Origin of the sequence: Citrobacter telavivensis, assembly GCA_009363175.1 — a bacterium.
Taxonomy (GTDB): Bacteria; Pseudomonadota; Gammaproteobacteria; order Enterobacterales; family Enterobacteriaceae; genus Citrobacter_A; species Citrobacter_A telavivensis.
In genome coordinates this window covers 300,617-323,592 of the sequence record CP045205.1, presented here as the reverse complement: position 1 = coordinate 323,592, position 22,976 = coordinate 300,617, and the positions used below count along the sequence as shown (strand labels likewise).

23 protein-coding genes are annotated in these 22,976 nt (G+C 54.3%); 11 read left to right on the top strand and 12 right to left on the bottom strand.

Annotated elements, in window-relative coordinates; all coding sequences use genetic code 11:
• Nucleotide 1 precedes the first annotated feature (1 nt).
• The gene (locus GBC03_03720; GenBank protein ID QFS69381.1) at nt 2-1,027 is read left to right on the top strand and encodes an L-threonine 3-dehydrogenase; all 1,026 of its coding nucleotides are present in this window, start codon (nt 2-4) and stop codon (nt 1,025-1,027) included.
• A gap of 236 nt (nt 1,028-1,263) precedes the next feature.
• Nucleotides 1,264-2,298 (top strand): glycosyltransferase, encoded by a 1,035-nt coding sequence (locus tag GBC03_03715; GenBank protein ID QFS69380.1) that lies wholly within the window; start codon nt 1,264-1,266, stop codon nt 2,296-2,298.
• Here the strand turns inward: GBC03_03715 and GBC03_03710 are convergent.
• From GBC03_03710 to gpmM, 3 genes are read right to left on the bottom strand one after another with little or no spacing between them, the layout of a single operon-like run.
• Nucleotides 2,285-3,244 (bottom strand): divergent polysaccharide deacetylase family protein, encoded by a 960-nt coding sequence (locus GBC03_03710; protein QFS69379.1) that lies wholly within the window; start codon nt 3,242-3,244, stop codon nt 2,285-2,287. The two genes, GBC03_03715 and GBC03_03710, sit on opposite strands and share 14 nt — an antisense overlap.
• Nucleotides 3,245-3,247: 3 nt before the next feature.
• Nucleotides 3,248-4,531 carry a murein hydrolase activator EnvC gene (gene envC / locus GBC03_03705; GenBank protein QFS69378.1) on the bottom strand — a complete coding sequence of 428 codons (1,284 nt, stop codon included), beginning with the start codon at nt 4,529-4,531 and terminating at the stop codon, nt 3,248-3,250.
• Nucleotides 4,532-4,540: 9 nt separating this feature from the next.
• A complete protein-coding gene (gpmM, locus tag GBC03_03700; protein ID QFS69377.1) occupies nt 4,541-6,085 on the bottom strand; it encodes a 2,3-bisphosphoglycerate-independent phosphoglycerate mutase in 1,545 nt (514 codons plus the stop codon).
• 246 nt (nt 6,086-6,331) lie between these two features.
• Here gpmM and GBC03_03695 point away from each other — a divergent pair, with 246 nt between their 5' ends.
• The 5 genes from GBC03_03695 to cysE all read left to right on the top strand — a co-directional run bounded on the left by GBC03_03695 (nt 6,332) and on the right by cysE (nt 9,540).
• Nucleotides 6,332-6,763 carry a rhodanese-like domain-containing protein gene (locus GBC03_03695; GenBank protein ID QFS69376.1) on the top strand — a complete coding sequence of 144 codons (432 nt, stop codon included), beginning with the start codon at nt 6,332-6,334 and terminating at the stop codon, nt 6,761-6,763.
• A 76-nt stretch (nt 6,764-6,839) separates the two neighbouring features.
• A complete protein-coding gene (gene grxC, locus GBC03_03690) occupies nt 6,840-7,091 on the top strand; it encodes a glutaredoxin 3 (protein ID QFS69375.1) in 252 nt (83 codons plus the stop codon).
• Nucleotides 7,092-7,153: 62 nt separating this feature from the next.
• Nucleotides 7,154-7,621, top strand: a complete 468-nt coding sequence (gene secB / locus GBC03_03685; GenBank protein QFS69374.1) for a protein-export chaperone SecB — start codon at nt 7,154-7,156, stop codon at nt 7,619-7,621.
• Nucleotides 7,621-8,640, top strand: coding sequence for an NAD(P)H-dependent glycerol-3-phosphate dehydrogenase (gene gpsA / locus GBC03_03680; protein ID QFS69373.1), 1,020 nt, complete (start codon nt 7,621-7,623; stop codon nt 8,638-8,640). Before secB ends, gpsA begins: the two co-directional genes overlap by 1 nt.
• 78 nt (nt 8,641-8,718) lie before the next feature.
• Nucleotides 8,719-9,540: a serine O-acetyltransferase gene (gene cysE, locus GBC03_03675; protein QFS69372.1), complete on the top strand. Its 822-nt coding sequence runs from the start codon at nt 8,719-8,721 to the stop codon at nt 9,538-9,540.
• 78 nt (nt 9,541-9,618) lie between these two features.
• Here the strand turns inward: cysE and trmL are convergent, their stop codons facing one another.
• The 6 genes from trmL to GBC03_03645 form a co-directional block, all read right to left on the bottom strand.
• Entirely contained in the window at nt 9,619-10,095 is a 477-nt protein-coding gene (gene trmL / locus GBC03_03670) for a tRNA (uridine(34)/cytosine(34)/5-carboxymethylaminomethyluridine(34)-2'-O)-methyltransferase TrmL (protein QFS69371.1), read from the bottom strand.
• Between the two features lie 46 nt (nt 10,096-10,141).
• On the bottom strand, nt 10,142-11,482 hold the full coding sequence (locus GBC03_03665) for an MFS transporter (protein ID QFS69370.1): 1,341 nt from the start codon (nt 11,480-11,482) through the stop codon (nt 10,142-10,144).
• Nucleotides 11,483-11,674: 192 nt separating this feature from the next.
• The gene (lldD, locus tag GBC03_03660; protein QFS69369.1) at nt 11,675-12,865 is read right to left on the bottom strand and encodes an FMN-dependent L-lactate dehydrogenase LldD; all 1,191 of its coding nucleotides are present in this window, start codon (nt 12,863-12,865) and stop codon (nt 11,675-11,677) included.
• On the bottom strand, nt 12,862-13,638 hold the full coding sequence (gene lldR, locus GBC03_03655) for a transcriptional regulator LldR (GenBank protein ID QFS69368.1): 777 nt from the start codon (nt 13,636-13,638) through the stop codon (nt 12,862-12,864). Before lldR ends, lldD begins: the two co-directional genes overlap by 4 nt.
• Nucleotides 13,635-15,290, bottom strand: coding sequence for an L-lactate permease (gene lldP / locus GBC03_03650; GenBank protein ID QFS69367.1), 1,656 nt, complete (start codon nt 15,288-15,290; stop codon nt 13,635-13,637). The genes lldR and lldP overlap by 4 nt, the downstream gene beginning before the upstream one ends.
• 252 nt (nt 15,291-15,542) lie before the next feature.
• Nucleotides 15,543-15,905, bottom strand: a complete 363-nt coding sequence (locus GBC03_03645; GenBank protein QFS69366.1) for a YibL family ribosome-associated protein — start codon at nt 15,903-15,905, stop codon at nt 15,543-15,545.
• A 287-nt stretch (nt 15,906-16,192) separates the two neighbouring features.
• Here GBC03_03645 and GBC03_03640 point away from each other — a divergent pair, with 287 nt between their 5' ends.
• Nucleotides 16,193-16,399, top strand: coding sequence for a hypothetical protein (locus GBC03_03640; protein QFS69365.1), 207 nt, complete (start codon nt 16,193-16,195; stop codon nt 16,397-16,399).
• A gap of 15 nt (nt 16,400-16,414) precedes the next feature.
• Here the strand turns inward: GBC03_03640 and GBC03_03635 are convergent, their stop codons facing one another.
• The 3 genes from GBC03_03635 to GBC03_03625 form a co-directional block, all read right to left on the bottom strand.
• Nucleotides 16,415-17,005 (bottom strand): MltR family transcriptional regulator, encoded by a 591-nt coding sequence (locus GBC03_03635; protein ID QFS69364.1) that lies wholly within the window; start codon nt 17,003-17,005, stop codon nt 16,415-16,417.
• Complete coding sequence (mtlD, locus tag GBC03_03630) at nt 17,005-18,150, bottom strand: mannitol-1-phosphate 5-dehydrogenase (protein QFS69363.1); 1,146 nt, start codon at nt 18,148-18,150, stop codon at nt 17,005-17,007. The genes GBC03_03635 and mtlD overlap by 1 nt, the downstream gene beginning before the upstream one ends.
• 129 nt (nt 18,151-18,279) lie before the next feature.
• Nucleotides 18,280-20,193: a PTS mannitol transporter subunit IICBA gene (locus GBC03_03625; protein ID QFS69362.1), complete on the bottom strand. Its 1,914-nt coding sequence runs from the start codon at nt 20,191-20,193 to the stop codon at nt 18,280-18,282.
• 532 nt (nt 20,194-20,725) lie between these two features.
• Here GBC03_03625 and GBC03_03620 point away from each other — a divergent pair.
• From GBC03_03620 to GBC03_03610, 3 genes are all read left to right on the top strand, one after another.
• Entirely contained in the window at nt 20,726-21,088 is a 363-nt protein-coding gene (locus GBC03_03620) for a DUF3302 domain-containing protein (GenBank protein QFS69361.1), read from the top strand.
• 2 nt (nt 21,089-21,090) lie between these two features.
• The gene (locus tag GBC03_03615) at nt 21,091-22,227 is read left to right on the top strand and encodes a biotin/lipoyl-binding protein (GenBank protein ID QFS69360.1); all 1,137 of its coding nucleotides are present in this window, start codon (nt 21,091-21,093) and stop codon (nt 22,225-22,227) included.
• A gap of 72 nt (nt 22,228-22,299) precedes the next feature.
• Nucleotides 22,300-22,908, top strand: coding sequence for a glutathione S-transferase (locus tag GBC03_03610; GenBank protein QFS69359.1), 609 nt, complete (start codon nt 22,300-22,302; stop codon nt 22,906-22,908).
• The last annotated feature ends 68 nt before the right edge of the window (nt 22,909-22,976 follow it).

Here is a 22,976-nt window from a genome sequence, read left to right as displayed (position 1 = left end):
GATGAAAGCGTTATCCAAACTGAAAGCGGAAGAGGGCATCTGGATGACCGACGTTCCGGAACCGGAAGTTGGCCACAACGATCTGCTGATTAAAATCCGTAAAACAGCCATCTGCGGCACTGACGTTCACATCTATAACTGGGATGAGTGGTCGCAAAAAACCATTCCGGTTCCTATGGTTGTCGGCCATGAGTACGTTGGCGAAGTGGTCGGTATCGGTCAGGAAGTGAAAGGCTTTAAGATCGGCGACCGCGTATCTGGCGAAGGTCACATCACCTGCGGACACTGCCGTAACTGTCGTGGCGGACGTACCCACCTGTGTCGTAATACCACGGGCGTAGGCGTGAACCGTCCGGGCTGTTTCGCAGAATATCTGGTGATCCCGGCGTTCAACGCGTTCAAAATTCCGGACAATATCTCGGATGATCTGGCCTCCATCTTTGACCCGTTTGGCAATGCGGTGCACACGGCGCTGTCGTTCGATCTGGTCGGCGAAGACGTGCTGGTGTCGGGTGCCGGTCCGATTGGCATCATGGCGGCTGCGGTTGCGAAGCACGTGGGCGCACGCAACGTGGTGATCACCGACGTTAACGAGTACCGTCTTGAACTGGCGCGTAAGATGGGTATCACCCGTGCGGTTAACGTGTCAAAAGAGAGCCTGAGCGAAGTGATGGAAGAACTGGGCATGACCGAAGGGTTTGACGTCGGTCTGGAGATGTCCGGTGCGCCGCCAGCCTTCCGCGCGATGCTGGACACCATGAACCACGGTGGCCGGATTGCCATGCTGGGCATTCCTCCCTCAGACATGTCTATCGACTGGACGAAAGTGATCTTTAAAGGGCTGTTCATTAAAGGCATTTACGGTCGCGAGATGTTCGAAACCTGGTACAAAATGGCTGCGCTGATACAGTCTGGTCTGGATCTGTCGCCCATTATCACCCATCGCTTCTCGATTGATGAGTTCCAGAAAGGCTTTGATGCAATGCGCTCAGGCCAGTCCGGGAAAGTCATTCTCAGTTGGAATTAATCAGAAAAGGCCGGAATGTCCGGCCTTATTTCCTGAGGAATATCTGGAAAGCTGTAAAGAATTGTCATTGTCATAAATAATTCGTAATCACGTCGTAGTCTTATATTGCTGTTTACCTGATGCCTCTACGCTGAAGTCTCCTGGAGCCTTTACAAATATTATTTTCAGCCTTAATCGTTTCTTAATACAAAGGCTGTAAAAAGGCAGATAACTTCAAAGGTATTCGGTAATTTATTATGATGAACAGTACAAACAGACTCAGTGTTATTATCCCGTTATATAATGCGGGTAATGATTTTAAAGCCTGCATGGAATCTCTCATCGCGCAAACGTGGACTGCCCTGGAAATTATTATTGTTAATGATGGGTCAACGGATAATTCTGTTGATATAGCAAAGTATTACGCCGAAAACTATCCCCATGTACGACTGCTGCACCAGGCGAACGCCGGGGCTTCGGTTGCCCGCAACCGGGGGATGGACGTTGCCACCGGCAAGTATATCGCGTTTGTCGATGCGGATGACCTCGTCTATCCGCACATGTACGAAACGCTGATGACGATGGCGCTGGAAGACGATCTGGATGTTGCGCAGTGCAACGCCGACTGGAGCGAGCGGGATACCGGCGTGACCTGGCAATCCATTCCAACCGACCGTATTCGCTCAACCGGCGTATTAACCGGTCCGGACTGGTTGCGTATGGCGCTCTCTTCCCGCCGCTGGACTCACGTGGTGTGGATGGGCGTTTACCGTCGGGATGTGATTGAAAAGAATAACATCCGCTTTATTTCCGGATTACATCATCAGGATATTGTGTGGACCACGGAGTTTATGTTTAACGCGCTGCGTGCCCGTTATACCGAAGAATCTTTGTATAAGTATTTTCTGCATAATAATTCTGTCAGCCGACTGAAACGTCAGGGTAATAAAAATCTGAACTATCAGCGGCATTACATTAAGATTACCCGCTTATTAGAGAAGCTGAACCGGAATTATGCCGACCGGATTACGATCTATCCTGAATTTCATCAACAAATAACGTATGAAGCATTGCGTGTTTGTCATTCCGTGCGCAAAGAGCCGGATACGTTGACGCGTCAGCGAATGATTGCCGAGATTTTTACCTCGGGGATGTATAAACGTATGGTGATGAACGTACGTAGCGCTAAAGTCGCGTATCAGACGTTACTGTGGTCAGTACGATTGTACCAATGGCGCGACAAAACGCGTTCGCACCATCGTACCGCGCGTAAAGCGCTTAACCTGGGTTAGCGGTGTTGTCGCGGGGCGATTTTCCCCAACCCTGCCACTGATTCTGGAACCAGTTCACCAGCGTACTCTGGCTGATGCTTTCGCTTAACACGCTGAAGAATCGACTGGTGTAGACCGGTTCTAACGGTTTCTTCGGTTTACACAACTTCACGCCGCGGAACGGATTTCGCGGGGCATCATTGGTTTTCGGCGGTGTCAGATTCGGCGTGGAGGTATCCACCTGCGGCTCATTGAGCAGGCTGCTCGGGCGCACAAGGGTGATGTCGGCTGGCAGGTTATACACCATTTGCTGTAACACACGCACCGTCGACGGATGAGGATGGCCTATTGCGATGGCAGAACCATTGCGGCGAGCCAGATCAATCGCGCGGGTAAACTGGCGGCGAATGTCTCCTTCGTTTTGCGTGTCATCGAGAAACACTTTCCGCTTAATCACCTTCACGCCGGTCCCGGATGCGGCACGCATCGCCTGACTGTTGCCGATGGTCATACTGTCGAGAAAATAGAGATCGTAGCGTTCCAGCGCCTGCATCACTTTCTGCATACCAAACAGGCTGGAGGTCATTGCGCTGCCCATGTGGTTGTTGAGCCCCACCGCGTAAGGCACTTTACCAACCGCCTCGCGGATGATCCGTTCAATTTCGTCGCTGCTCATCTCCGGGCGCAGCGTGTCCTTCTCCAGCGGCTGTTTACTCAGCGGCGCCATCGGCAGATGGATCAGCACTTCATGACCGCTGTTGTGCGCTTTGGTCGCCATTTCGCGCGCATGAGGTGCATTCGGCAAAACGGCAACGGAGATCGGGGCCGGCATCGCCAGAACCTGATTTTCGTAATGTGGACGATAGCCAAAATCGTCAATGACGATGGCGAGTTTGCCAGCAAAAACAGGGGATGCGAATGCCAGCAGGCTGGCGAATGAAAGAACGGTACGGCGAAATTGAGGCAAAACTTATCTTCCCAACCACGGTTGTGGATTGACGGCCTGACCCTGGCGACGAATTTCGAAATAGAGCGACGGTCGGCCCTGACCACCGCTGCTACCCACCAGCGCAATTGGCTGACCGGCGCGAACCTGCGTACCGACGCTGACCAGCGCGCTCTGGTTGTAGCCATAAAGACTCATATCGCCCTTGCCGTGTTCAACGACGACAACCAACCCATACCCCTGCAGCCAGTCCGCCAGAATGACACGACCATCGGCAATGGCTTTCACTTCAGTGCCTTCAGACGCACCGATAACCATCCCTTTCCAACGTAGCTCACCTTGCAGCTGTTCGCCATAGCGATGCAGCGTGGGACCACGAACCGGCCAGAATGCCTGACCGCGTGGCGAACCCAGTCCGCCGGTACGCGACATCAGCGATTTCTCACTGTCAGTGGGTTTGTAAGTGGTGCCTTTGCGGGTAGCCTCTTTCTGGCGATTACGTACCGCTTCCGCCTCGCGTGCTTCGCGTTCGGCGCGTGCTTTGGCGGCCGCCTCGGCTCGGGCAATGCTATTGCGCAAACGGGATTCGTTGGCGCGCAGTTCACTGAGCTGTTGCTGACCCTGCTGAATAGAGGACTCCAGCCCGGCAAGGGTTTTCTTACGTTCGTTACGCGCCTGCTCAAGCTTCGCCTGCTGGGCGCGCTGTTCATACAGTAGGGTCTGTTGCTGACTCTGCTTCTCTTCCAGTTCAGTACGCTGGGCGGCGACCTCTTCGCGAGTCTGCTTCAGCTCGTTGATCGTCTCCTGGCGCGCCTGGTTCAGATAACCGAAGTAGGCCTGCAAACGTTGGCCGCGCTGACTCTCTTCACCGCTGAGGATAAGCTGAATGCCGGTGTGTTCACCCTGGCGAAACGCCGCGTCCAGTTGCGCGGCAAGGCTGCGCTCCTGATTGGCTTTCTGCCGTTCCAGCTTCGCGATAGACGCATTCATTTCATCGATTTGCTTGTTCAGTTGCGCGAGGGTGTTTTGCGTTTCACGTAACTGGCGTGCGGCGGCAGAGATGGCCTCTTCCTGCGCCTTCAGTTGCGCAAGCAGGCCTGAACGCTGCTGCTGTTGTTGACGTACCGCACGTTCTTTGGCGGCGATATCCGCCTGAATGGATTTAAGCTGATCGCGGTCATCCGCGTGGGCGGAAAAGGCGCACAACAATACGCCAGCGCTCACCACGCTGGCGTAAATCAGGGGCCTGACTGAAAACCGTCTTGGCTTCATGGCCCCATTTTTGCTATTTATCGTCTTTCCCCTCATGGGGACGGATTATTCCACGATGAACAGCGGCTTACCAGTCATCTCTTGCGGGATTTCCATGCCCATCAGTGTCAACATGGTTGGGGCGATATCGGAAAGTTTGCCGCCTTCCATCGCTTTCACATTTTTGTTGCCGACATAAATCAGCGGTACCGGCAGGTTAGTGTGCGCGGTGTGCGCCTGACCGGTTGCCGGATCGCGCATCTGCTCGGCATTGCCGTGGTCAGCGGTGATCAGCAGTTGACCGCCAACGGACTCAACCGCTTTCGTCACCTGCTCAACACAGTGATCCAGCGCTTCAACCGCTTTAACCGCCGCTTCCATCACACCCGTGTGACCGACCATGTCGCCGTTCGGGTAGTTACAGATGATGGTGTCGTATTTTCCGCTCTCGATAGCCGCAACCAGTTTTTCGGTCAACTCTGCAGAGCTCATTTCCGGCTGCAGATCGTAGGTCGCCACTTTCGGTGAGTTGATCAGGATGCGGTCTTCACCGGTGAACGGTTCTTCGACGCCGCCGTTGAAGAAGAAGGTGACGTGGGCGTATTTTTCGGTTTCGGAGATACGCAACTGCGTTTTATCGTTCTTCGCCATCCACTCGCCAAACGTGTTTGCCAGCGAAGCCGGTGGATAAGCAACGGCCGTTTTGATGTCGGCTGCGTATTCGGTCAGCATGACGAAATTCAGGTTAACCACTTTCTTACGTGCGAAACCGTCGAAGTCAGCGTTAACAAAGGCACGGGTGATTTCACGCGCGCGGTCAGCACGGAAGTTCATGAAAATCAGGGTATCACCGTCTTCCATGGCGGCGTCAGCCTGACCTTCCGCGCGGATCACGGTCGCTTTCACGAACTCATCGTTTTCATCGCGGGCGTAGGCAGCCTGCAAACCTTCAACGGCGGTATTGGCCTGGAATTCACCCTGCGCCAGCGTCATCAGGTCATACGCTTTTTCCACGCGATCCCAACGGTTGTCACGGTCCATGGCGTAGTAACGACCCACAATGGAGGCGACGCGACCTTTGCCCAGCCCGGCAAATTTCTCTTCAAATTTTCTCAGGGAGGACTCTGCACTGCGCGGCGGCGTATCGCGACCGTCGAGGAAAGCGTGCAGATAGATTTTTTCTGCGCCACGTTCTGCTGCCAGTTCAACCATCGCCATGATGTGATCTTCGTGGCTGTGGACGCCGCCAGCAGAGAGCAGGCCCATAATGTGCACGGCTTTACCGGCATTTTTCGCCTGGTCAACAGCCGCGGTCAGCGTTGGATTAGCAAAGAAAGTCCGTTCTTTAATTTCAACGTCCAGACGGGTCAGGTCCTGATACACGATGCGGCCCGCGCCTAGGTTAACGTGACCGACTTCGGAGTTACCCATCTGACGATCGGGCAGGCCGACTTCCAGGCCGGAAGCATCGATCAGGGTATGCGGGCGTTTTGCCCACAGCGCGTCCATTACCGGGGTTTTGGCATTAAAAATGGCGTTGTCCTGGCTCTCTTCACGGTAGCCATAGCCATCCAGAATCACCAGTACCATAGGTTTTTTAGAAACCGACATTGCGAAACCTCACACTCAAGAGACAAAATAATTGCGTAATTTTACTACAGCTGAATCGATAAAATAGCCTCAGAAGATCAAAGAATGGGGCAGGGTAGTTCCTGGATGGCACGGATTTGCGCTTTTTTTTCCGTAGTGCCCCGCAAAAATGCAATCCATTGCACGCGCTGGCTGTATTTGCGCCAACGCGCAGGTATACTCCTGTCCTGGTTTTTTTAATCACTGAGTCGGGAGTTGTTACCCCCCATGCAAGAAATTATGCAATTTGTTAGTCGCCATCCCATACTGAGTATCGCCTGGATTGCGTTACTGGTGGCGGTTTTGTTCACCACGTTTAAAGGCCTGACGTCGAAAGTAAAGGTTATCACTCGCGGTGAAGCCACGCGTCTTATCAACAAAGAAGACGCCGTTATCGTGGATTTACGTCAGCGTGATGATTTCCGCAAAGGCCATATCGCGGGTTCAATTAACCTGCTGCCAAGCGAAATCAAAGCGAACAACGTGGGCGAGCTGGAAAAGCACAAAGACAAACCGGTTATCGTGGTCGATGGTTCCGGCATGCAGTGCCAGGAAGCGGCAAACGCGCTGCTCAAAGCGGGCTTTGAGAAAGTGTCTGTGCTGAAAGAAGGCGTTGCGGGCTGGAGTGGCGAGAACCTGCCGCTGGTTCGCGGTAAGTAATTTACCCGTCGTCTTTCACGGGGCAGGGCTGCCTGCAATATGAAATCCCCAGAGTAAAATGAAATTGGAGATAAGTATGGCCAACATCGAGATCTACACCAAAGCAACCTGCCCGTTTTGCCATCGTGCGAAAGCGCTGTTGAGCAGCAAGGGTGTGAGCTTCCAGGAACTTCCGATCGACGGCGATGCCGTAAAGCGTGAAGAGATGATCAAGCGCAGTGGTCGTACGACGGTTCCGCAGATTTTTATTGATGCACAGCACATTGGTGGCTGTGACGACTTGTATGCGTTGGATGCGCGTGGTGGACTTGATCCCCTGCTGAGCTAACGCTGGGCCATGTTATTGGCATCAAGCGGTATTTAAGGACAACACTAAAGGGTTTTCTACACATGTCAGAACAAAACAACACCGAAATGGCTTTCCAGATCCAGCGTATTTACACCAAAGATGTCTCTTTTGAAGCGCCAAATGCGCCGCATGTTTTCCAGAAAGATTGGCAGCCAGAGGTTAAACTTGATCTGGATACGGCATCTACCCAACTGGCAGACGACGTATACGAAGTGGTGCTGCGTGTTACCGTAACGGCTTCCCTGGGTGAAGAAACGGCGTTCCTGTGCGAAGTTCAGCAAGGCGGTATCTTCTCTATCAGCGGAATCGAAGGCACCCAGATGGCGCATTGCCTGGGCGCATACTGCCCGAACATCCTGTTCCCGTATGCCCGCGAATGCATCACCAGCCTGGTTTCACGTGGTACATTCCCGCAACTGAACCTTGCGCCGGTTAACTTTGATGCGCTGTTCATGAACTATTTACAGCAGCAGTCTGGCGAAGGTACTGAAGAACATCAGGATGCCTGATGAACCAAAGTAATGCTTCAATGACTGTGATCGGTGCCGGCTCGTACGGCACCGCTCTTGCCATCACTCTGGCAAGAAATGGCCATCAGGTTGTCCTGTGGGGCCACGATCCTAAACATATCGCGACCCTTGAGCACGATCGCTGCAATGTCGCGTTCCTCCCGGATGTGCCTTTTCCCGATACGCTGCGCCTCGAAAGTGACTTAGCCACTGCGCTGGCGGCCAGTCGCGATATTCTGGTGGTAGTGCCAAGCCATGTCTTTGGCGAAGTGCTACGACAGATTAAACCACTGCTGCGTCCTGACGCGCGTCTGGTATGGGCGACCAAAGGGCTGGAAGCGGAAACGGGACGCCTGTTGCAGGACGTTGCCCGTGAAGCGCTGGGCGATCAAATCCCGCTGGCGGTAATTTCCGGCCCGACGTTCGCAAAAGAACTGGCGGCAGGAATGCCGACGGCTATCTCTCTGGCCTCTACTGACGACACCTTTGCTGACGATTTGCAGCAACTGCTGCACTGTGGCAAGAGCTTCCGTGTTTACAGCAACCCGGATTTCATCGGCGTCCAGTTGGGTGGTGCGGTGAAGAACGTGATTGCGATTGGCGCGGGAATGTCTGATGGCATTGGTTTTGGTGCTAATGCTCGTACCGCACTGATTACTCGCGGTTTGGCGGAAATGTCACGTCTGGGCACGGCGCTGGGTGCCGATCCGGCAACTTTTATGGGGATGGCCGGATTAGGCGATCTGGTGCTGACCTGTACCGACAACCAGTCGCGAAACCGTCGTTTTGGCATGATGCTCGGTCAGGGCATGGATGTACAAGGCGCGCAGGACAAGATTGGACAGGTGGTTGAAGGCTACCGCAATACGAAAGAAGTTCGCGAGTTGGCGCACCGTTTTGGTGTCGAAATGCCAATAACCGAGGAAATTTATCAAGTATTATATTGCGGAAAAAACGCGCGCGAGGCAGCATTGACGTTATTAGGTCGTGCACGCAAGGATGAGCGTAGCAGCCACTAGTCTCAAGGATCCGTTTTTAAAAACGACCCGGCCCGCGAAGAACGGGCCGGTCGTTAGCCTCATTACCTGGAGCCCGCAATGCCGTGTGAAGAACTGGATATCGTCTGGAAAAATATAAAAGCCGAAGCCCGCGCTCTGGCAGACTGTGAGCCTATGCTGGCCAGTTTTTACCACGCAACGCTACTCAAGCATGAGAATCTGGGCAGTGCGCTGAGCTATATGCTGGCGAACAAACTGGCATCGCCCATTATGCCCGCTATTGCAATTCGTGAAGTGGTCGAAGAAGCGTACGCGGCAGACCCGGAAATGATCGCCTCGGCAGCCTGTGATATTCAGGCAGTCCGCACGCGTGACCCGGCAGTCGACAAATACTCCACCCCGCTTTTGTACCTGAAAGGTTTTCATGCCTTGCAGGCCTACCGCATTGGTCACTGGCTATGGAATGAAGGCCGTCGCGCACTGGCAATCTTCCTGCAAAACCAGGTCTCCGTGACGTTCCAGGTGGATATTCACCCGGCGGCGAAAATTGGCCGTGGGATCATGCTCGACCATGCCACCGGCATCGTGGTCGGTGAGACAGCGGTGATCGAAGATGACGTGTCGATCCTGCAATCGGTCACCCTCGGCGGTACTGGTAAAACCAGCGGCGATCGCCATCCTAAAATTCGTGAAGGTGTGATGATTGGCGCGGGGGCGAAGATCCTCGGCAATATCGAAGTCGGGCGTGGGGCGAAAATTGGTGCCGGTTCCGTGGTGTTACAGCCCGTTCCGCCGCACACCACCGCCGCTGGCGTTCCGGCGCGCATCGTCGGCAAGCCAGACAGCGATAAGCCGTCAATGGATATGGATCAGCACTTCAACGGGATTCACCATACTTTCGAATACGGCGACGGTATCTGACCTCTTGCCCGGTGGCGCTGTGCTTACCGGGCCTATAAAACCGTAGGTCGGATAAGGCGACAGCCGCCATCCGACAATTCAAAGTGTGCGCAATACGGCACCAGGATATCCCAACTGGCGCCACGCCTCATACACCACCACCGACACCGCATTTGACAGGTTCATACTGCGACTGTCCGGCATCATCGGAATACGGATTTTTTGTTCAGCGGGCAGAGCATCGAGAATGCTGGCTGGCAGGCCGCGCGTTTCCGGACCAAACATCAGGTAATCGCCATCCTGATAGCTCACCGCGCTGTGCGCCGGCGTTCCTTTCGTGGTGAGGGCAAACAGGCGCTGCGGATTTTCTGCGCCGACAAAGGCGTCATAATCGTGGTGGCGCTGGACGGCAGCGAACTCGTGATAATCCAGACCGGCGCGGCGCAGGCGCTTGTCGTCCCACGTAAAGCCCATCGGCTCAATGATATGCAGACGAAAACCGGTATTGGCGCAAAGGCGAATAATATTGCCCGTGTTCGGCGGGATTTCTGGTTCAAATAAAACGATGTTAAGCATACTGCCCCCTTAATAACGGGGGGCAGAATAGCAGAAAGGGCAGGTACTATGCGACGGTCAGACGGTGCGGTTTATAGCGTTGCAGCTTATAAATCGTCGCGGCAGCAGCGACCAGCGCCGGAAGACTGAGGAACATCAGTATACTGTCAGCCTGCCATTGCAGGGAAAGCAACTGGGCGCTCATCATGGTCCCGGCAACACCGCCAAAGCGGCCCACGCCCTGCATCCAGGCAATGCCCGTCGCGCGGCAGTGGGTTGGATAAAACGTGGCGGCCAGCGTCTGGAGCCCAGATTGCGCGCCGTTCATGGTAATTCCCATCAGGAAGATTAATGCCCCGAACAGGACGATGTGGTTGTTTTCAAACCCAAGCGCGAGGGCAAACAGCATCGTCAGGACAAAACCGAGAGAGACCACTTTGTGTGCTTCCCAACGATCCATCAGCCACCCAGCCAGCAGGATCCCCGCCGTACCGCCGAACGTGAACAGCGACGTCAGCCAGGCGGATTCCGCCAGTGGATAACCCATTCCCAGCATCAATGTTGGCATCCAGCTGAGCAGCACATAATAGATAACCAGCCCCATAAAGTAGGTCATCCAGAGCATCAGCGTGCCCGGCAACCACGGCATGCTGAAGAGTTGCGCCACGCTCCCTTTTTGGGTCGCGATGCGCTCTTCATCCAGATAAAACTGGGTAACCTGCTCCAGATTCCCCGACATAAAACGTTGGGCAATACGTTTGACGTGTGAAACCTCTTTGCCACGGTGAACGAGATACTTCACCGATTCTGGCAGAAACAGTACCAACAGCACGGTGAGCACCAGCGGTGCGATCGCACCGGCAAGCAGTACACTGTGCCAGCCGTAGTTAGGAATGAGCCAGGAGGAGATCACTCCACCTCCTGCTGCGCCAAGAGGAAAGCCGCAGTACATGGTGTTAATGGCCATTGAGCGGCAGCGCTTAGGCGCAAATTCTGAAACCAGAGTGATGGCGTTAGGCATTGCTGCACCCAGCCCGAGCCCGGTGAGAAACCGCCAGAACGTTAACATATTCAGCGTCTGGGCATACGCCGTTCCCAGACTGGCGAGACCAAAGAACAGGCAGGAAAAGACCAGCACGCGCTTACGACCCATACGATCCGAAACTGGCCCGGCCAGCAGTGCGCCAAATGAGAGTCCCAACAGTGCAGCACTTAATACTGGCCCAAGATCCTGTTTTCTGATGCCCCAGTCGGCTGAGAGCGTGGGGGCAATATAGCCCATCGCCGCCGTATCGAAGCCGTCAATGGCCAGAATGAGGAAACCCAGGACAATAATGACCCAGTGAAAGCGCGAAAAAGGACTGTCATCTATCGCCTGCTGGATATTCACTTTTCCGGTATAAACCATGTCGCCCTCGCCCGTTATGATTGTCGATGTTGTGTTGTTCTTGTATTAGCTTGTCTATACATTTGACAGCGGAATAAAAACTTGTCAAATATATTGGTCATAACTGTTAACCAATCGTTAATTTTGCATAAAAAAGGATCGGGCTGAAAAACAGACCGACCCTATAGCGGCAGAGGTTATGCGAGGTCAGGATCAGGCGGCATCGCCACGGGCAAGCGGAGCCAGCGCGGCGGGTAGACTCTTGCCCAGCTCCTGCACCAGAGAATCACGGCTGATTTCGTTAATGGATTTCGCGCCGGTCAGCGTCATAGCAACCTTCATCTCTTTCTCGATCAGATTCAGCAGATTGGCCACACCGGCCTGACCCGCTGTTGCCAGCGCGTACAGATATGCACGGCCCAACAAGACGGTATCAGCGCCCAGCGCAATCATACGCACCACGTCCAGCCCGTTGCGGATGCCGCTGTCCGCCAGAATGGCGATGTCACCTTTCACCGCGTCGGCAATGGCGGGCAGGGCGCGCGCAGAAGAGAGCACGCCGTCCAACTGACGACCTCCGTGGTTAGAGACCACAATCCCATCGGCACCAAAACGAACCGCGTCGCGGGCGTCTTCTGGGTCGAGGATCCCTTTGATCACCATCGGCCCGTCCCAGAATTCCCGGATCCACTCAAGGTCCTTCCATGAAATTGACGGATCAAAGTTGTTTGCCAGCCAGCCGATGTAATCTTCCAGCCCGGTCGGTTTGCCGAGGTAAGTGGAGATATTGCCGAGATCGTGCGGACGACCGTTCAGGCCGACGTCCCAGGCCCACTGCGGATGGGTAACCGCCTGCCAGTAGCGGCGCAGTGCGGCGTTCGGGCCGCTCATTCCGGAGTGGGCATCACGATAGCGTGCGCCCGGTGTTGGCATATCGACCGTGAAGACCAGCGTTGAGCAGCCCGCCGCTTTTGCGCGTTCCAGCGCGTTACGCATGAACCCACGGTCACGCAGAACATACAACTGGAACCACATCGGACGGTTAATGGTTGGCGCGACTTCTTCAATCGGGCACACGGAGACGGTGGAAAGGGTAAACGGGATCCCTTTCGCATCGGCTGCCGCAGCGGCCTGCACTTCACCGCGACGGGCATACATGCCACACAAGCCGACCGGTGCCAGCGCCACCGGCATCGACAGTTTTTCTTTAAACAGCGTGGTTTCCAGGCTTAAGTCAGACATGTTTTTCAGTACGCGCTGGCGTAGCGCCACGTCCGATAAGTCTTCCACATTACGACGCAGGGTGTGTTCCGCATACGCTCCGCCATCGATGTAGTGGAACAGGAATGGGGGCAGAATGCGCTGGGCTGCGGCGCGATAATCGCTGGCGGCTGAAATAATCATGCTTTGTTCTCCCTGGAATTTTCATTGTGGTCACCGGGCAGGCGGGTAATTCGCGCCTGGCGGGCCTGGTCTTCATCGAATTGTTTAATGGTGGTATGGACGAAACTGAGGTGTGCCATCATCGCCTTACGCGCGCCGTCGGCGTCGCCCGCGAGAATGGCATCTAATACGGCCTGATGTTGCTCCGTCAGCCGGGAAAAGACGGGCGGAACAAGATACATGCGCTGTCGGCTCTGCTTCACCGATGAATGCAGCACGTCGAAGAACCCGCGCATCGTTTGTAACAGCACCACGTTGTGCGAGGCTTCGGCGATAGCCAGATGAAAACGGACGTCGGCCTGTGAGGCGAGATCCGGATCTTCGCTGAGCGTGGCGTCAAAGCAGAGTTTGATTTTCTCTTTGTCGGCGGCAGTAGCGCGCATCGCCGCATGCCAGGCCGTGCTGGCTTCGATGGCGTGCCGGGCCTCGAGGATATCGAAACTGTAATCCGGGTCGTCGGCCATCAGGGTTTTCAGCGGCTGAACGATGTTTTGTTCAGACCACTCTTCATGCTGCCAGCGGACAAACGTGCCGCCGCCGCGACGGCTGAGCAGCACGCCTTCACTGACGAGCTTCGCCAGCGCTTCGCGCAGCGAGTTGCGCGAGACGCCAAGCTGTATCGCCAGCTGGCGCTCGGCGGGCAGTTTCATGCCCGCTTCCAGCTGTTGTTCTTCAATCAGCGCCCGCACACGAGAGGCAATCTCGTCCGACAGGCGTCTGGGCATCACTATCATGGAATCATCCAGGTTAAGACGTAAGCCTGAAGCGTGGTGATCACGCCCACCATGCAGGTGAAAATCAGGCTGTGTTTGACGGTAAAACGGAACAGATCCGACTCTTTGCCGACCAGTCCGACCGCCGCACAGGCGATGGCGATAGACTGCGGCGAAATCATCTTGCCGGTGACGCCACCGGTGGTATTTGCCGCTACCATCAGTACATCGGACACGCCGATTTGCTGTGCGGCGGTGGCCTGCAGGGCGGCAAACAGCGCGTTAGAAGAGGTATCTGAACCGGTCAGGAACACCCCCAGCCAGCCGAGGAACGGCGAGAAGAAGGTAAAGGCGCTGCCCGTGTGCGCCAGCGCTAACGCCAGCGTCGAGGAAAGCCCGGAATAGTTGGAGATAAATGCAAAGGCCAGCACCATCCCGATGGAGTAGATGGGCAGCGCCAGTTCCTTCAGCGTGCTGCCGAATGTCTGAATGGCGGTGGAAGGCTTCATCTTCAGCCAGACGATGGACAGCAGCGCAGCGAACAGGATTGCGGTGCCGGTCGCGGAGAACCAGTCAAATTTATACACGGCCGCGTAGGCGGTGGCTTCGTGGACCACCGGCGGCATGCGGGCAATCAGTTTGTCGAGGAACGGGACCGGTATGTTAATCACCCAGTCGTACAGCGCGCCACCGGGGGTGAACAGGGCTTTAAACGGCGGAACACTCCAGAGGGTCACGGTGGCCGTCAGGAACAGGAACGGCGACCAGGCGCGAACGACCTGTCCGGCGGTATAGTTCGTACGTGCCAGCGTCTGATCGACCTGCGATGCGCCCATGTCGCCAAAGCGGAAGATGCGAACCGGCTGCCAGCGTTTCAGGAACAAGGTCAGACAGACCAGCGATACCAGCGAGGAGATGATGTCCGGCAGTTCCGGACCGATAAAGTTTGAACTGAGGTACTGGGCGATAGCAAACGAACCGCCCGCCACCATGACGGCAGGCCACGTCTCTTTCACGCCGCGCCAGCCGTCCATAATCGCCATGATCCAGAACAGCACGATAATCGTCAGGAACGGTAACTGACGACCGACCATCTGGCCGATTTCAAAGCTGTCCAGCCCGGTAACCTGACCGGCGACCAGAATCGGGATCCCCATTGCGCCAAACGCCACGGGTGCGGTATTGACAATCAGGCACAGTCCGGCGGCATACAACGGGTTAAACCCAAGGCCCACCAGCAGTGCGGCGGTGATGGCGACCGGCGCACCAAATCCTGCCGCCCCTTCGAGGAATGCGCCAAAGCAGAACCCGACAATCAGCATCTGCAAACGTTGGTCAGGGGAGATCGACAATATCGATGAGCGGATGATGTCGAACTGCCCGGTTTTCACCGAGATTTTGTAGACAAACACGGCGGCAATGATGATCCAGGCAATTGGCCACAGACCGTAGAAGAAACCGTACACCACCGAGGCCAGCGCGCGATCGACCGGCATTTTGTAGAACAGCAACGCCACGGCCAGCGCAATAACTACCGTCCACGAGGCGGCAACATAGCCTTTCAGCTTGAGCTTAATCAGTGCGAAAAAGAAGAACAGAATCGGGAGCGATGCGACCAGACTGGAAAGCCAGATGTTACCAGCCGGATCGTAGTTTTGTTGCCAGAGATTCATTGCAGGTCTCCTGAGGGCCACACGCACAATGCAATGAGTCTGTGCTCATCTCGTCGTCACATTATGTGTAAAAGTGGTCCTGCCAATATTGTTGTGTAGGGATAATGACAACGAATAGTTAATCAAATGTTATTTATTGGCAACAGTAGTGTAGGTTCAAATTAATGAATTGTGAACCAGTGGTCGTAACAGCTGGGGATTGGTAGGGCCAATTGGAGGGACCGGACAGCGGACGCGCTGCCCGGTAGAAAATCAGAACTCGGTCTTTGCGAAGCCGGTCATCTCTTTCAGGCCCATTTCGCGACCTAAAGCGGTCATCGGGTGAACCACTACCAGACCCCGCACGCTTTTCTTCAGCTTGCCCATATCGGCCTGCTCTTTTTTGGTGATCGCACGGCGGTACGGCAGGTCCATTAGTTTCTGCGCTTCTTTGCTCAGTTTCTGACTATGAACATCACGCAGGCGGGCGATTTCCGCTTCCAGCGTGGCTTTCTCTTTTTCCAGCTCAGCGTATTTATCGGCAGCGTCAACCAGTGACAGATCGGCTTGCTGGTGGCGGATGGCGTCAAGGCGATCGCTCAGACGTTTGATTTCGTTTTTTTCGACTTCTTTCATGGGATGGCTTCTGATAGAAATAAGGTGAATAGCCTATAGTATGCGCGCAGAGCGGGTTTATTCACAACTAATGGGATAAGAATAATCAAATGCCGCGAGTATTCATTTGCTAACTATTTTTCTAATGGACTGATTAATTAAGAATTTTAGACGATAACAGGATCATGTAAGAGATAATTTGCCGCCGATGGATTAAGCACGTTTTCCTTAATATCATGACGCGGGCGATCCTACACTAAAATTGACCGCTGCGTTGAAGCACAGCGGGAACGTATGGAGGATGTAACATGGCGAAAATAGGTGAGAATGTTCCGCTTCTGATTGATAAAGCTGTGGATTTTATGGCCTCAAGTCAGGCGTTTAAAGAGTATCTGAATAAAATGCCTGAGCGTGACGACGTTCCGAGCGAAGTGCCTGCAGAAAATGCGCAGATGTACCTGCAACGGCTGAAATATTACCGGCGCCTGTATCAGCCAGTACAGGAAAAAGAGTAGCAGGCAGGGAGAGGCTTACTTCTGGAAGGCTTTTTTTAAGCTGATTTTAGAAATCAGCTCAGTCAGGGAGAGAACCATCGTCGAGCGCACCGCTTGCTGGTAGCGCTGGATTTGCATCGCATACAAGCTGGGGTCGGCGGCATCAAACTGTGGCGGCGGCGGCAACGCGACGACGCAATGGAGTTCTGCGAACGGTCCGAGAATTTCATCATCCGTAAAGGCATACTCATTGCCGTCATGATTCATCTCTTCACGCATCGCCATCAGCAGTTCTGCATCTTCATACTCAGGACGACTCAGTACGCCCAGACCGTAGATCAGTTTCAGACGCACAGACAGATCGCCCAGCGGTCCGTCGCCGTCGAGTAACGGTTCTACAGCGTACTTCACTGCGTAGTCATCTTTGCGAAACACCTGAAGCACCAGAATATTTACCGCCTCGGTAAGTAACTCCACGGCGGTGATCAGGAAGCTCCGTACGGTTTTGCCAGCATTCAGACGCTCAAGCACACGATTTTCAAAGGCCTGGGTTTGTTCCATTATTGCCTGCATATCTGACAATCTATTAATCAGGCGCAGGGGCTCCTGCGCCAGTTCCAGCAGCATTACTTTGCGTTATATGCGCTAACGGCCTCGGCAACGACATCACTGTTGATATCCAGTCCGGAAATCTGCGCAAGCGCAGCCTGTGGGCCTTTATCGGCGATCAGCGCAGCCAGTTCCTGCGCCTGCGGATCGTCTTCGCTACGGAAGTGCATCGCGGCAGCGATCCCTTTGACCAGGTTAGCGTGCGGCAGATGGTATTCCAGCGTACCCAGCAGCGGCTTGATCAAACGGTCGCCCGCGCTCAGTTTACGCAGCGGCTGGCGGCCAACGCGCTCAACGTCATCTTTCAGATACGGGTTTTCAAAACGACCGAGGATTTTCTGAATGTATGCCGCATGTTTCTCGGCATCAAAACCGTAGCGTTTGATCAGCACCGCGCCGCTCTCTTCCATCGCCCCTTTGACCACTGCGCGGATTTTCTCGTCGAGAATCGCGTCACGGATGGTCTGATGACCGGTCAATTTTCCGAGGTACGCGGTTATAGCATGCCCGGTGTTCAGCGTGAAGAGTTTACGTTCGACAAATGCCATCAGGTTATCAGTTAATTCCATTCCCGGGATGTTCGGCAACTCGCCTTTGAACTGGGTCTGGTCGACGATCCACTCGCTAAAGGTTTCGACGGTCACTTCCAGCGGATCGTGGGTGGCAGAGGCTGAAGGCGGCACGATGCGGTCAACGGCGGAATCCACGAAACCAACATGGGCGTCAACCCAGGCTTTGTCGTCTTCTGCCAGTGCGTTCATCACATGGCCTTTCAGTTGGGTGGTGCCCCGTACCATGTTTTCACAGGCGATGATATTCAGCGGGGTGGTGATCCCTTGCGCTTTGCGTTTGACCAGGCCTTTGGCGATGGCCGGGGCGATGCGCTCCAGCACGACCGGGCCCACGGCGGTGGTGACCAGGTCAACCTGCGCGATCAGCTCAACAACCTCATCGCCAATGCTGCTTACTGCGTTGACGCCGCTTACGGTATCCACCTGCTCATTTTCACCCACGACATGAACCTGATAGCTATGACGGGCATTCAGGGCGTCGAGCACGACCTGATTTACATCAGCGAATGTCAGTTGTATCCCCGCGTCCGCCAGCAGTTTGCCGATAAAGCCACGACCGATATTACCTGCGCCAAAATGTAATGCTTTCATAGTATTAACCTTCATTAATGTTTTTACCCGAGAGGGCTGGGGTGAGGGAGGAGGCCCTCACCCAAACCCTCTCCACAAGGGAGAGGATTTTGTAGGCCCGATAAGCGTAGCGCCATCGGGCTACGGGGTTTACTTACGACCCGCCAGCAGCGCCAGCACTTCATCCACGCTGGTGGTGTTCGCCAGGCGTTCGATAACAGATTCGTCATCCAGCGCGTTAGTCAGGCTGGTAATGACCTGAATGTGCTCGTTGTTACGGGCCGCGATACCAATCACCAGACGGGCGATGTCGTCTTCTTCTTCACCGAAGCGAACGCCTTGCGGGTACTGGCAGAACACGACGCCGGTTTTCAGTACGCGGTCTTTCGCTTCCACCGTGCCGTGCGGAACGGCGATAGACTCACCCAGATAGGTTGGGGTCAGTTTTTCACGTTCCAACATCGCATCGACATATTCTGGCTCAACATAGCCGCCTTTCACCAGTTGCTCACCGGCGAAGCGAATCGCTTCTTCTTTGGTCGTCGCGGTGCGACCGAGGAAGATGTTCTCTGCGCTCAGTTTGAACAGGTTGTTATCCCCTTCATCGAAGCTGTCTTTCAGGCTATCACGGACTTTTACTTCGTTGTCAGTGTGGCGCTGAGCGGCAACCAGACGCTCGGTCAGGCTGGTGTACAGGCCGCTGTCGAGGAAGTTAGTCAGCGAAATATGCTGCGCCTGCGGGACCTGACGCATCGCACGTTCGGTCAGATCGCGGTGGGTGATGACCAGGTCAACATCCGGCGGCAGGTTGTTAATTGCGCTGTTGGTGACAGAGATCTGGCTCAGACCTGCATCCTGCACTTTCTTACGCAGTACGCCGGCACCCATTGCGCTGGAACCCATACCGGCATCACAGGCTACGATGATTTTACGGACGTGGCTCAGGTCGTTGGTGACATCGCCAGCAGACAGCGGAGTACCGCCTTTGGATTCTGATTTCATGTCCTGCATACGACGAGTTGCGGCTTCAATATCGTCATCTTCTTTCACTTTGCTGGTTTTCAGCAGAATGGCAGAGATAACAAAGGAGACCGCCATTGCCGCACAGATTGCCGCGATGTTAGCGAAGTAAGCCCCTTTTGGCGTCATCGCCAGCACGGCCAGGATAGAACCAGGAGACGCCGGAGAAACCAGACCACCGTTCAGGATAGTCAGCGTGAACACGCCAGTCATACCACCGAGGATAACGGCGAGGATCAGACGCGGGTTCATCAGTACATACGGGAAGTAAATTTCGTGGATACCCCCCAGGAAGTGAATGATTGCCGCACCGCCCGCAGACTGTTTAGCACTACCGCGACCAAAGAACATGTACGCCAGCAGAACCCCCATCCCCGGACCCGGGTTGGCTTCAATCAGGAAGAAGATGGATTTACCCATCTCATGGGACTGCTGAATACCCAGCGGTGAGAAGATACCGTGGTTAATGGCGTTGTTCAGGAACAGGATTTTCGCTGGTTCAACGAAGATAGACGCCAGCGGCAGCATCTCATGGACAACCATGAAGTTAACGCCCGCTGCCAGTATTTTTGACAGAACTTCAACCGCCGGCCCAATGCCGAGGAATGCCAGAATGGCGAGGATCATACCGATGATGCCAGCGGAGAAGTTATTCACCAGCATCTCAAAACCGGATTTGATCTTACCGTCTACCCAGCTATCGAAATGTTTGATTGCCCAGCCGCCCAGCGGACCGGCGATCATCGCACCGAGGAACATCGGCATGTCTGCGCCGACGATAACGCCCATGGTGGTGATTGCACCCACCACGCCGCCACGGTCGCCGCCCACCAGTCTACCGCCGGTGAAACCTATCAGCAGCGGCAGGAGATAAGTGATCATTGGACCGACCAGCTTCGCCAGCGTTTCGTTTGGCAACCACCCTGTCGGAATAAATAGTGCGGTGATAATACCCCACGCGATAAACGCGCCGATATTTGGCATCACCATATTGCTGAGGAATCGACCAAAGCTTTGCACCTTGATCTTAATATCGGATGACATAAAAACACCCCTTCTTATGTGTTTGCTGACGCGCAGGCTGGAAGCCCGAGGTTTTGTTAATGTAGCGGCAGAGGTAGCCGGACCCTGTAGATACTGCGAAATCTGGCACTGAATCGGTAAACTGTCCAGTCAGTGACCTTTGTTGTGATTTGCGTCACACAAATATAGGGGGTAGGGAGGTAATTGATGTGATGCGCATCACAAAATATTTGTGTAGAAAAACAACAAACCTCGGTTTTAACCCATTATTGACATTAATTTGTGATGAGTCTCACGTTTTGTCTTTGGCGATTTGTTGAATGTTTGTGATCTTAATCACGAAAAATTTTCGTCCGGCTTTGTTCCGATGTGATCCTGAGCAGATTCTTCTCACCGTCAGATCGTCGGATGTCATTAAGTAACCATTCAGCGTGAAAAATAGTCTTTGGCGTGATGGCGAAAATGCAGAACTCGAATTATGTTCAAATCATCAGCCAGTTTGCTTTCGGCTGCCTGCAATTAATATTCTGATTAGCGTGAAGCCGGGGCAGATATGTTTCTAAATTATTTCGCGTTGGGTGTGCTGATCTTTGTCTTTCTGGTGATTTTTTACGGCGTTATTGCCATCCATGATATCCCCTATTTAATTGCGAAGAAACGTAACCACCCGCATGCCGATGCTATTCATACTGCAGGTTGGGTGAGCCTGTTTACGCTCCATGTGATCTGGCCGTTTTTGTGGATTTGGGCAACCCTCTACCAGCCAGAACGCGGTTGGGGCATGCAGTCACACGCTACGCCTGCAGGGCAGGAGACCGATCCGGAGATTGCGGCGTTATCCGCGCGTATTACACAACTCGAAAAAAAGCTGGCCGGGGTTAAAACGGCTGATGAGACGACGTTTCCGGAGATCTGACCATGGATCTATTGATTGTATTAACCTATGTGGCACTGGCGTGGGCGGTCTTCAAACTCTTTCGCATTCCGGTGAATCAATGGACTCTGGCAACGGCAGCATTAGGCGGCGTATTTCTGGTAAGCGGTCTGATCCTGTTAATGAACTATAACCACCCGTACACTTTTACTGCGCAAAAAGCCGTTATTTCCATTCCCATTACGCCGCAGGTTACCGGGATTGTCAGCGAGGTTACCGATAAAAATAACCAACTGATTAAAAAGGGGGAAGTGCTGTTTAAACTTGACCCCGTTCGCTATCAAGCGCGCGTGGACAGGCTACAGGCCGATCTGGTCACCGCAACGCACAATATCCAGACGCTGAAAGCCCAACTGACCGAAGCGCAGGCCAATACGACGCGCGTTTCTGCCGAGCGCGATCGATTGTATAAAGATTATCAGCGTTACCTGAAAGGCAGTCAGGCACGGGTTAACCCCTTCTCGGAAAGCGATATTGATACGGCGCGGCAAAACTTTCTGGCGCAGGATGCGCTGGTAAAAGGTTCCGTTGCTGAGCAGGCGCAAATCCAAAGCCAACTGGACAGCATGGTCAACGGTGAACAGTCGCAAATTGTCAGCCTGCGGGCACAGTTGGCAGAGGCTAAATACAACCTTGATCAGACCATTATTCGTGCTCCCAGCAACGGTTACGTTACCCAGGTGCTGATCCGACCCGGTACTTACGCCGCTGCGCTGCCATTGCGTCCGGTGATGGTCTTTATCCCTGAACAAAAACGGCAAATTGTCGCTCAGTTCCGGCAAAATTCACTGCTTCGCCTTGAACCGGGCGATGACGCGGAGGTGGTGTTTAACGCGCTGCCCGGGCAGGTTTTTCACGGTAAGTTGACCAGCATATTGCCCGTGGTGCCGGGCGGTTCGTATCAGGCTCAGGGCGCACTACAGTCCCTGACGGTGGTACCCGGGACCGATGGCGTCCTGGCGACGATTGAACTGGATCCAAATGCCGATGTGGATGCGTTGCCCGACGGTATCTACGCACAGGTGGCGGTCTATTCCGACCATTTCGCCCATGTTTCGGTGATGCGTAAAGTGTTGCTGCGTATGACCAGTTGGATGCACTACCTTTATTTGGATCATTGAGAACTCTGTCACCTGCCTTTTCCCGCTGCGTGAGCCATACTCATTGTTTTGTGTTGGCGAAAAGGACCGAGCATGAAACTCATTGGTAGCTACACCAGCCCGTTTGTACGTAAGATTTCGATCCTGCTGCTGGAAAAAGGCATCACTTTCGAATTTGTTAATGAACTGCCCTACAATGCGGAAAACGGTGTAGCGCAGTACAACCCGCTAGGAAAAGTCCCGGCGCTGGTGACTGACGATGGAGAGTACTGGTTCGATTCGCCGATTATCGCGGAATACATTGAACTGCTGAATATTGCGCCAGCGATGCTGCCTCGCGAACCGCTGGCCTCGCTGAAAGTCCGACAACTTGAGTCGCTGGCCGATGGGATAATGGACGCCGGTCTGGTGTCGGTACGAGAACAGGCGCGTCCTGCCGCGCAGCAATCGGAAACCGAACTGTTGCGCCAGCGCGAGAAAATCAACCGTAGTCTGGATGCGCTGGAAGGGTACCTGGTGGACGGGACGATTAAACCTGACACGGTCAATCTGGCGACTATCGCGATTGCCTGCGCGGTGGGCTATCTCAATTTCCGCCGCGTCTCGCCGGGCTGGTGTGTGAGCAGGCCCCATCTGGTTAAGCTGGTGGAGACGCTGTTCCAGCGTGAAAGTTTTGCCCGAACTGAACCGCCAAAGGCTTAACGCCTATTCGCCAAAGGCTTGATACGTATTATGTCCGTCTGAGCAATCTCACGTTACAATCCCCTCTA

Excerpts from the sequence above, each read along its gene's own strand:
- GBC03_03720 (QFS69381.1), top strand. The coding sequence starts at position 2 with ATGAAAGCGTTATCCAAACTGAAAGCGGAAGAGGGCATCTGGATGACC.
- GBC03_03715 (QFS69380.1), top strand. The coding sequence starts at position 1,264 with ATGATGAACAGTACAAACAGACTCAGTGTTATTATCCCGTTATATAAT.
- envC (QFS69378.1), bottom strand. The coding sequence starts at position 4,531 with ATGAGGGGAAAGACGATAAATAGCAAAAATGGGGCCATGAAGCCAAGA.
- gpmM (QFS69377.1), bottom strand. The coding sequence starts at position 6,085 with ATGTCGGTTTCTAAAAAACCTATGGTACTGGTGATTCTGGATGGCTAT.
- GBC03_03695 (QFS69376.1), top strand. The coding sequence starts at position 6,332 with ATGCAAGAAATTATGCAATTTGTTAGTCGCCATCCCATACTGAGTATC.
- grxC (QFS69375.1), top strand. The coding sequence starts at position 6,840 with ATGGCCAACATCGAGATCTACACCAAAGCAACCTGCCCGTTTTGCCAT.
- secB (QFS69374.1), top strand. The coding sequence starts at position 7,154 with ATGTCAGAACAAAACAACACCGAAATGGCTTTCCAGATCCAGCGTATT.
- gpsA (QFS69373.1), top strand. The coding sequence starts at position 7,621 with ATGAACCAAAGTAATGCTTCAATGACTGTGATCGGTGCCGGCTCGTAC.
- cysE (QFS69372.1), top strand. The coding sequence starts at position 8,719 with ATGCCGTGTGAAGAACTGGATATCGTCTGGAAAAATATAAAAGCCGAA.
- trmL (QFS69371.1), bottom strand. The coding sequence starts at position 10,095 with ATGCTTAACATCGTTTTATTTGAACCAGAAATCCCGCCGAACACGGGC.
- GBC03_03665 (QFS69370.1), bottom strand. The coding sequence starts at position 11,482 with ATGGTTTATACCGGAAAAGTGAATATCCAGCAGGCGATAGATGACAGT.
- lldD (QFS69369.1), bottom strand. The coding sequence starts at position 12,865 with ATGATTATTTCAGCCGCCAGCGATTATCGCGCCGCAGCCCAGCGCATT.
- lldR (QFS69368.1), bottom strand. The coding sequence starts at position 13,638 with ATGATAGTGATGCCCAGACGCCTGTCGGACGAGATTGCCTCTCGTGTG.
- lldP (QFS69367.1), bottom strand. The coding sequence starts at position 15,290 with ATGAATCTCTGGCAACAAAACTACGATCCGGCTGGTAACATCTGGCTT.
- GBC03_03645 (QFS69366.1), bottom strand. The coding sequence starts at position 15,905 with ATGAAAGAAGTCGAAAAAAACGAAATCAAACGTCTGAGCGATCGCCTT.
- GBC03_03640 (QFS69365.1), top strand. The coding sequence starts at position 16,193 with ATGGCGAAAATAGGTGAGAATGTTCCGCTTCTGATTGATAAAGCTGTG.
- GBC03_03635 (QFS69364.1), bottom strand. The coding sequence starts at position 17,005 with ATGCTGCTGGAACTGGCGCAGGAGCCCCTGCGCCTGATTAATAGATTG.
- mtlD (QFS69363.1), bottom strand. The coding sequence starts at position 18,150 with ATGAAAGCATTACATTTTGGCGCAGGTAATATCGGTCGTGGCTTTATC.
- GBC03_03625 (QFS69362.1), bottom strand. The coding sequence starts at position 20,193 with ATGTCATCCGATATTAAGATCAAGGTGCAAAGCTTTGGTCGATTCCTC.
- GBC03_03620 (QFS69361.1), top strand. The coding sequence starts at position 20,726 with ATGTTTCTAAATTATTTCGCGTTGGGTGTGCTGATCTTTGTCTTTCTG.
- GBC03_03615 (QFS69360.1), top strand. The coding sequence starts at position 21,091 with ATGGATCTATTGATTGTATTAACCTATGTGGCACTGGCGTGGGCGGTC.
- GBC03_03610 (QFS69359.1), top strand. The coding sequence starts at position 22,300 with ATGAAACTCATTGGTAGCTACACCAGCCCGTTTGTACGTAAGATTTCG.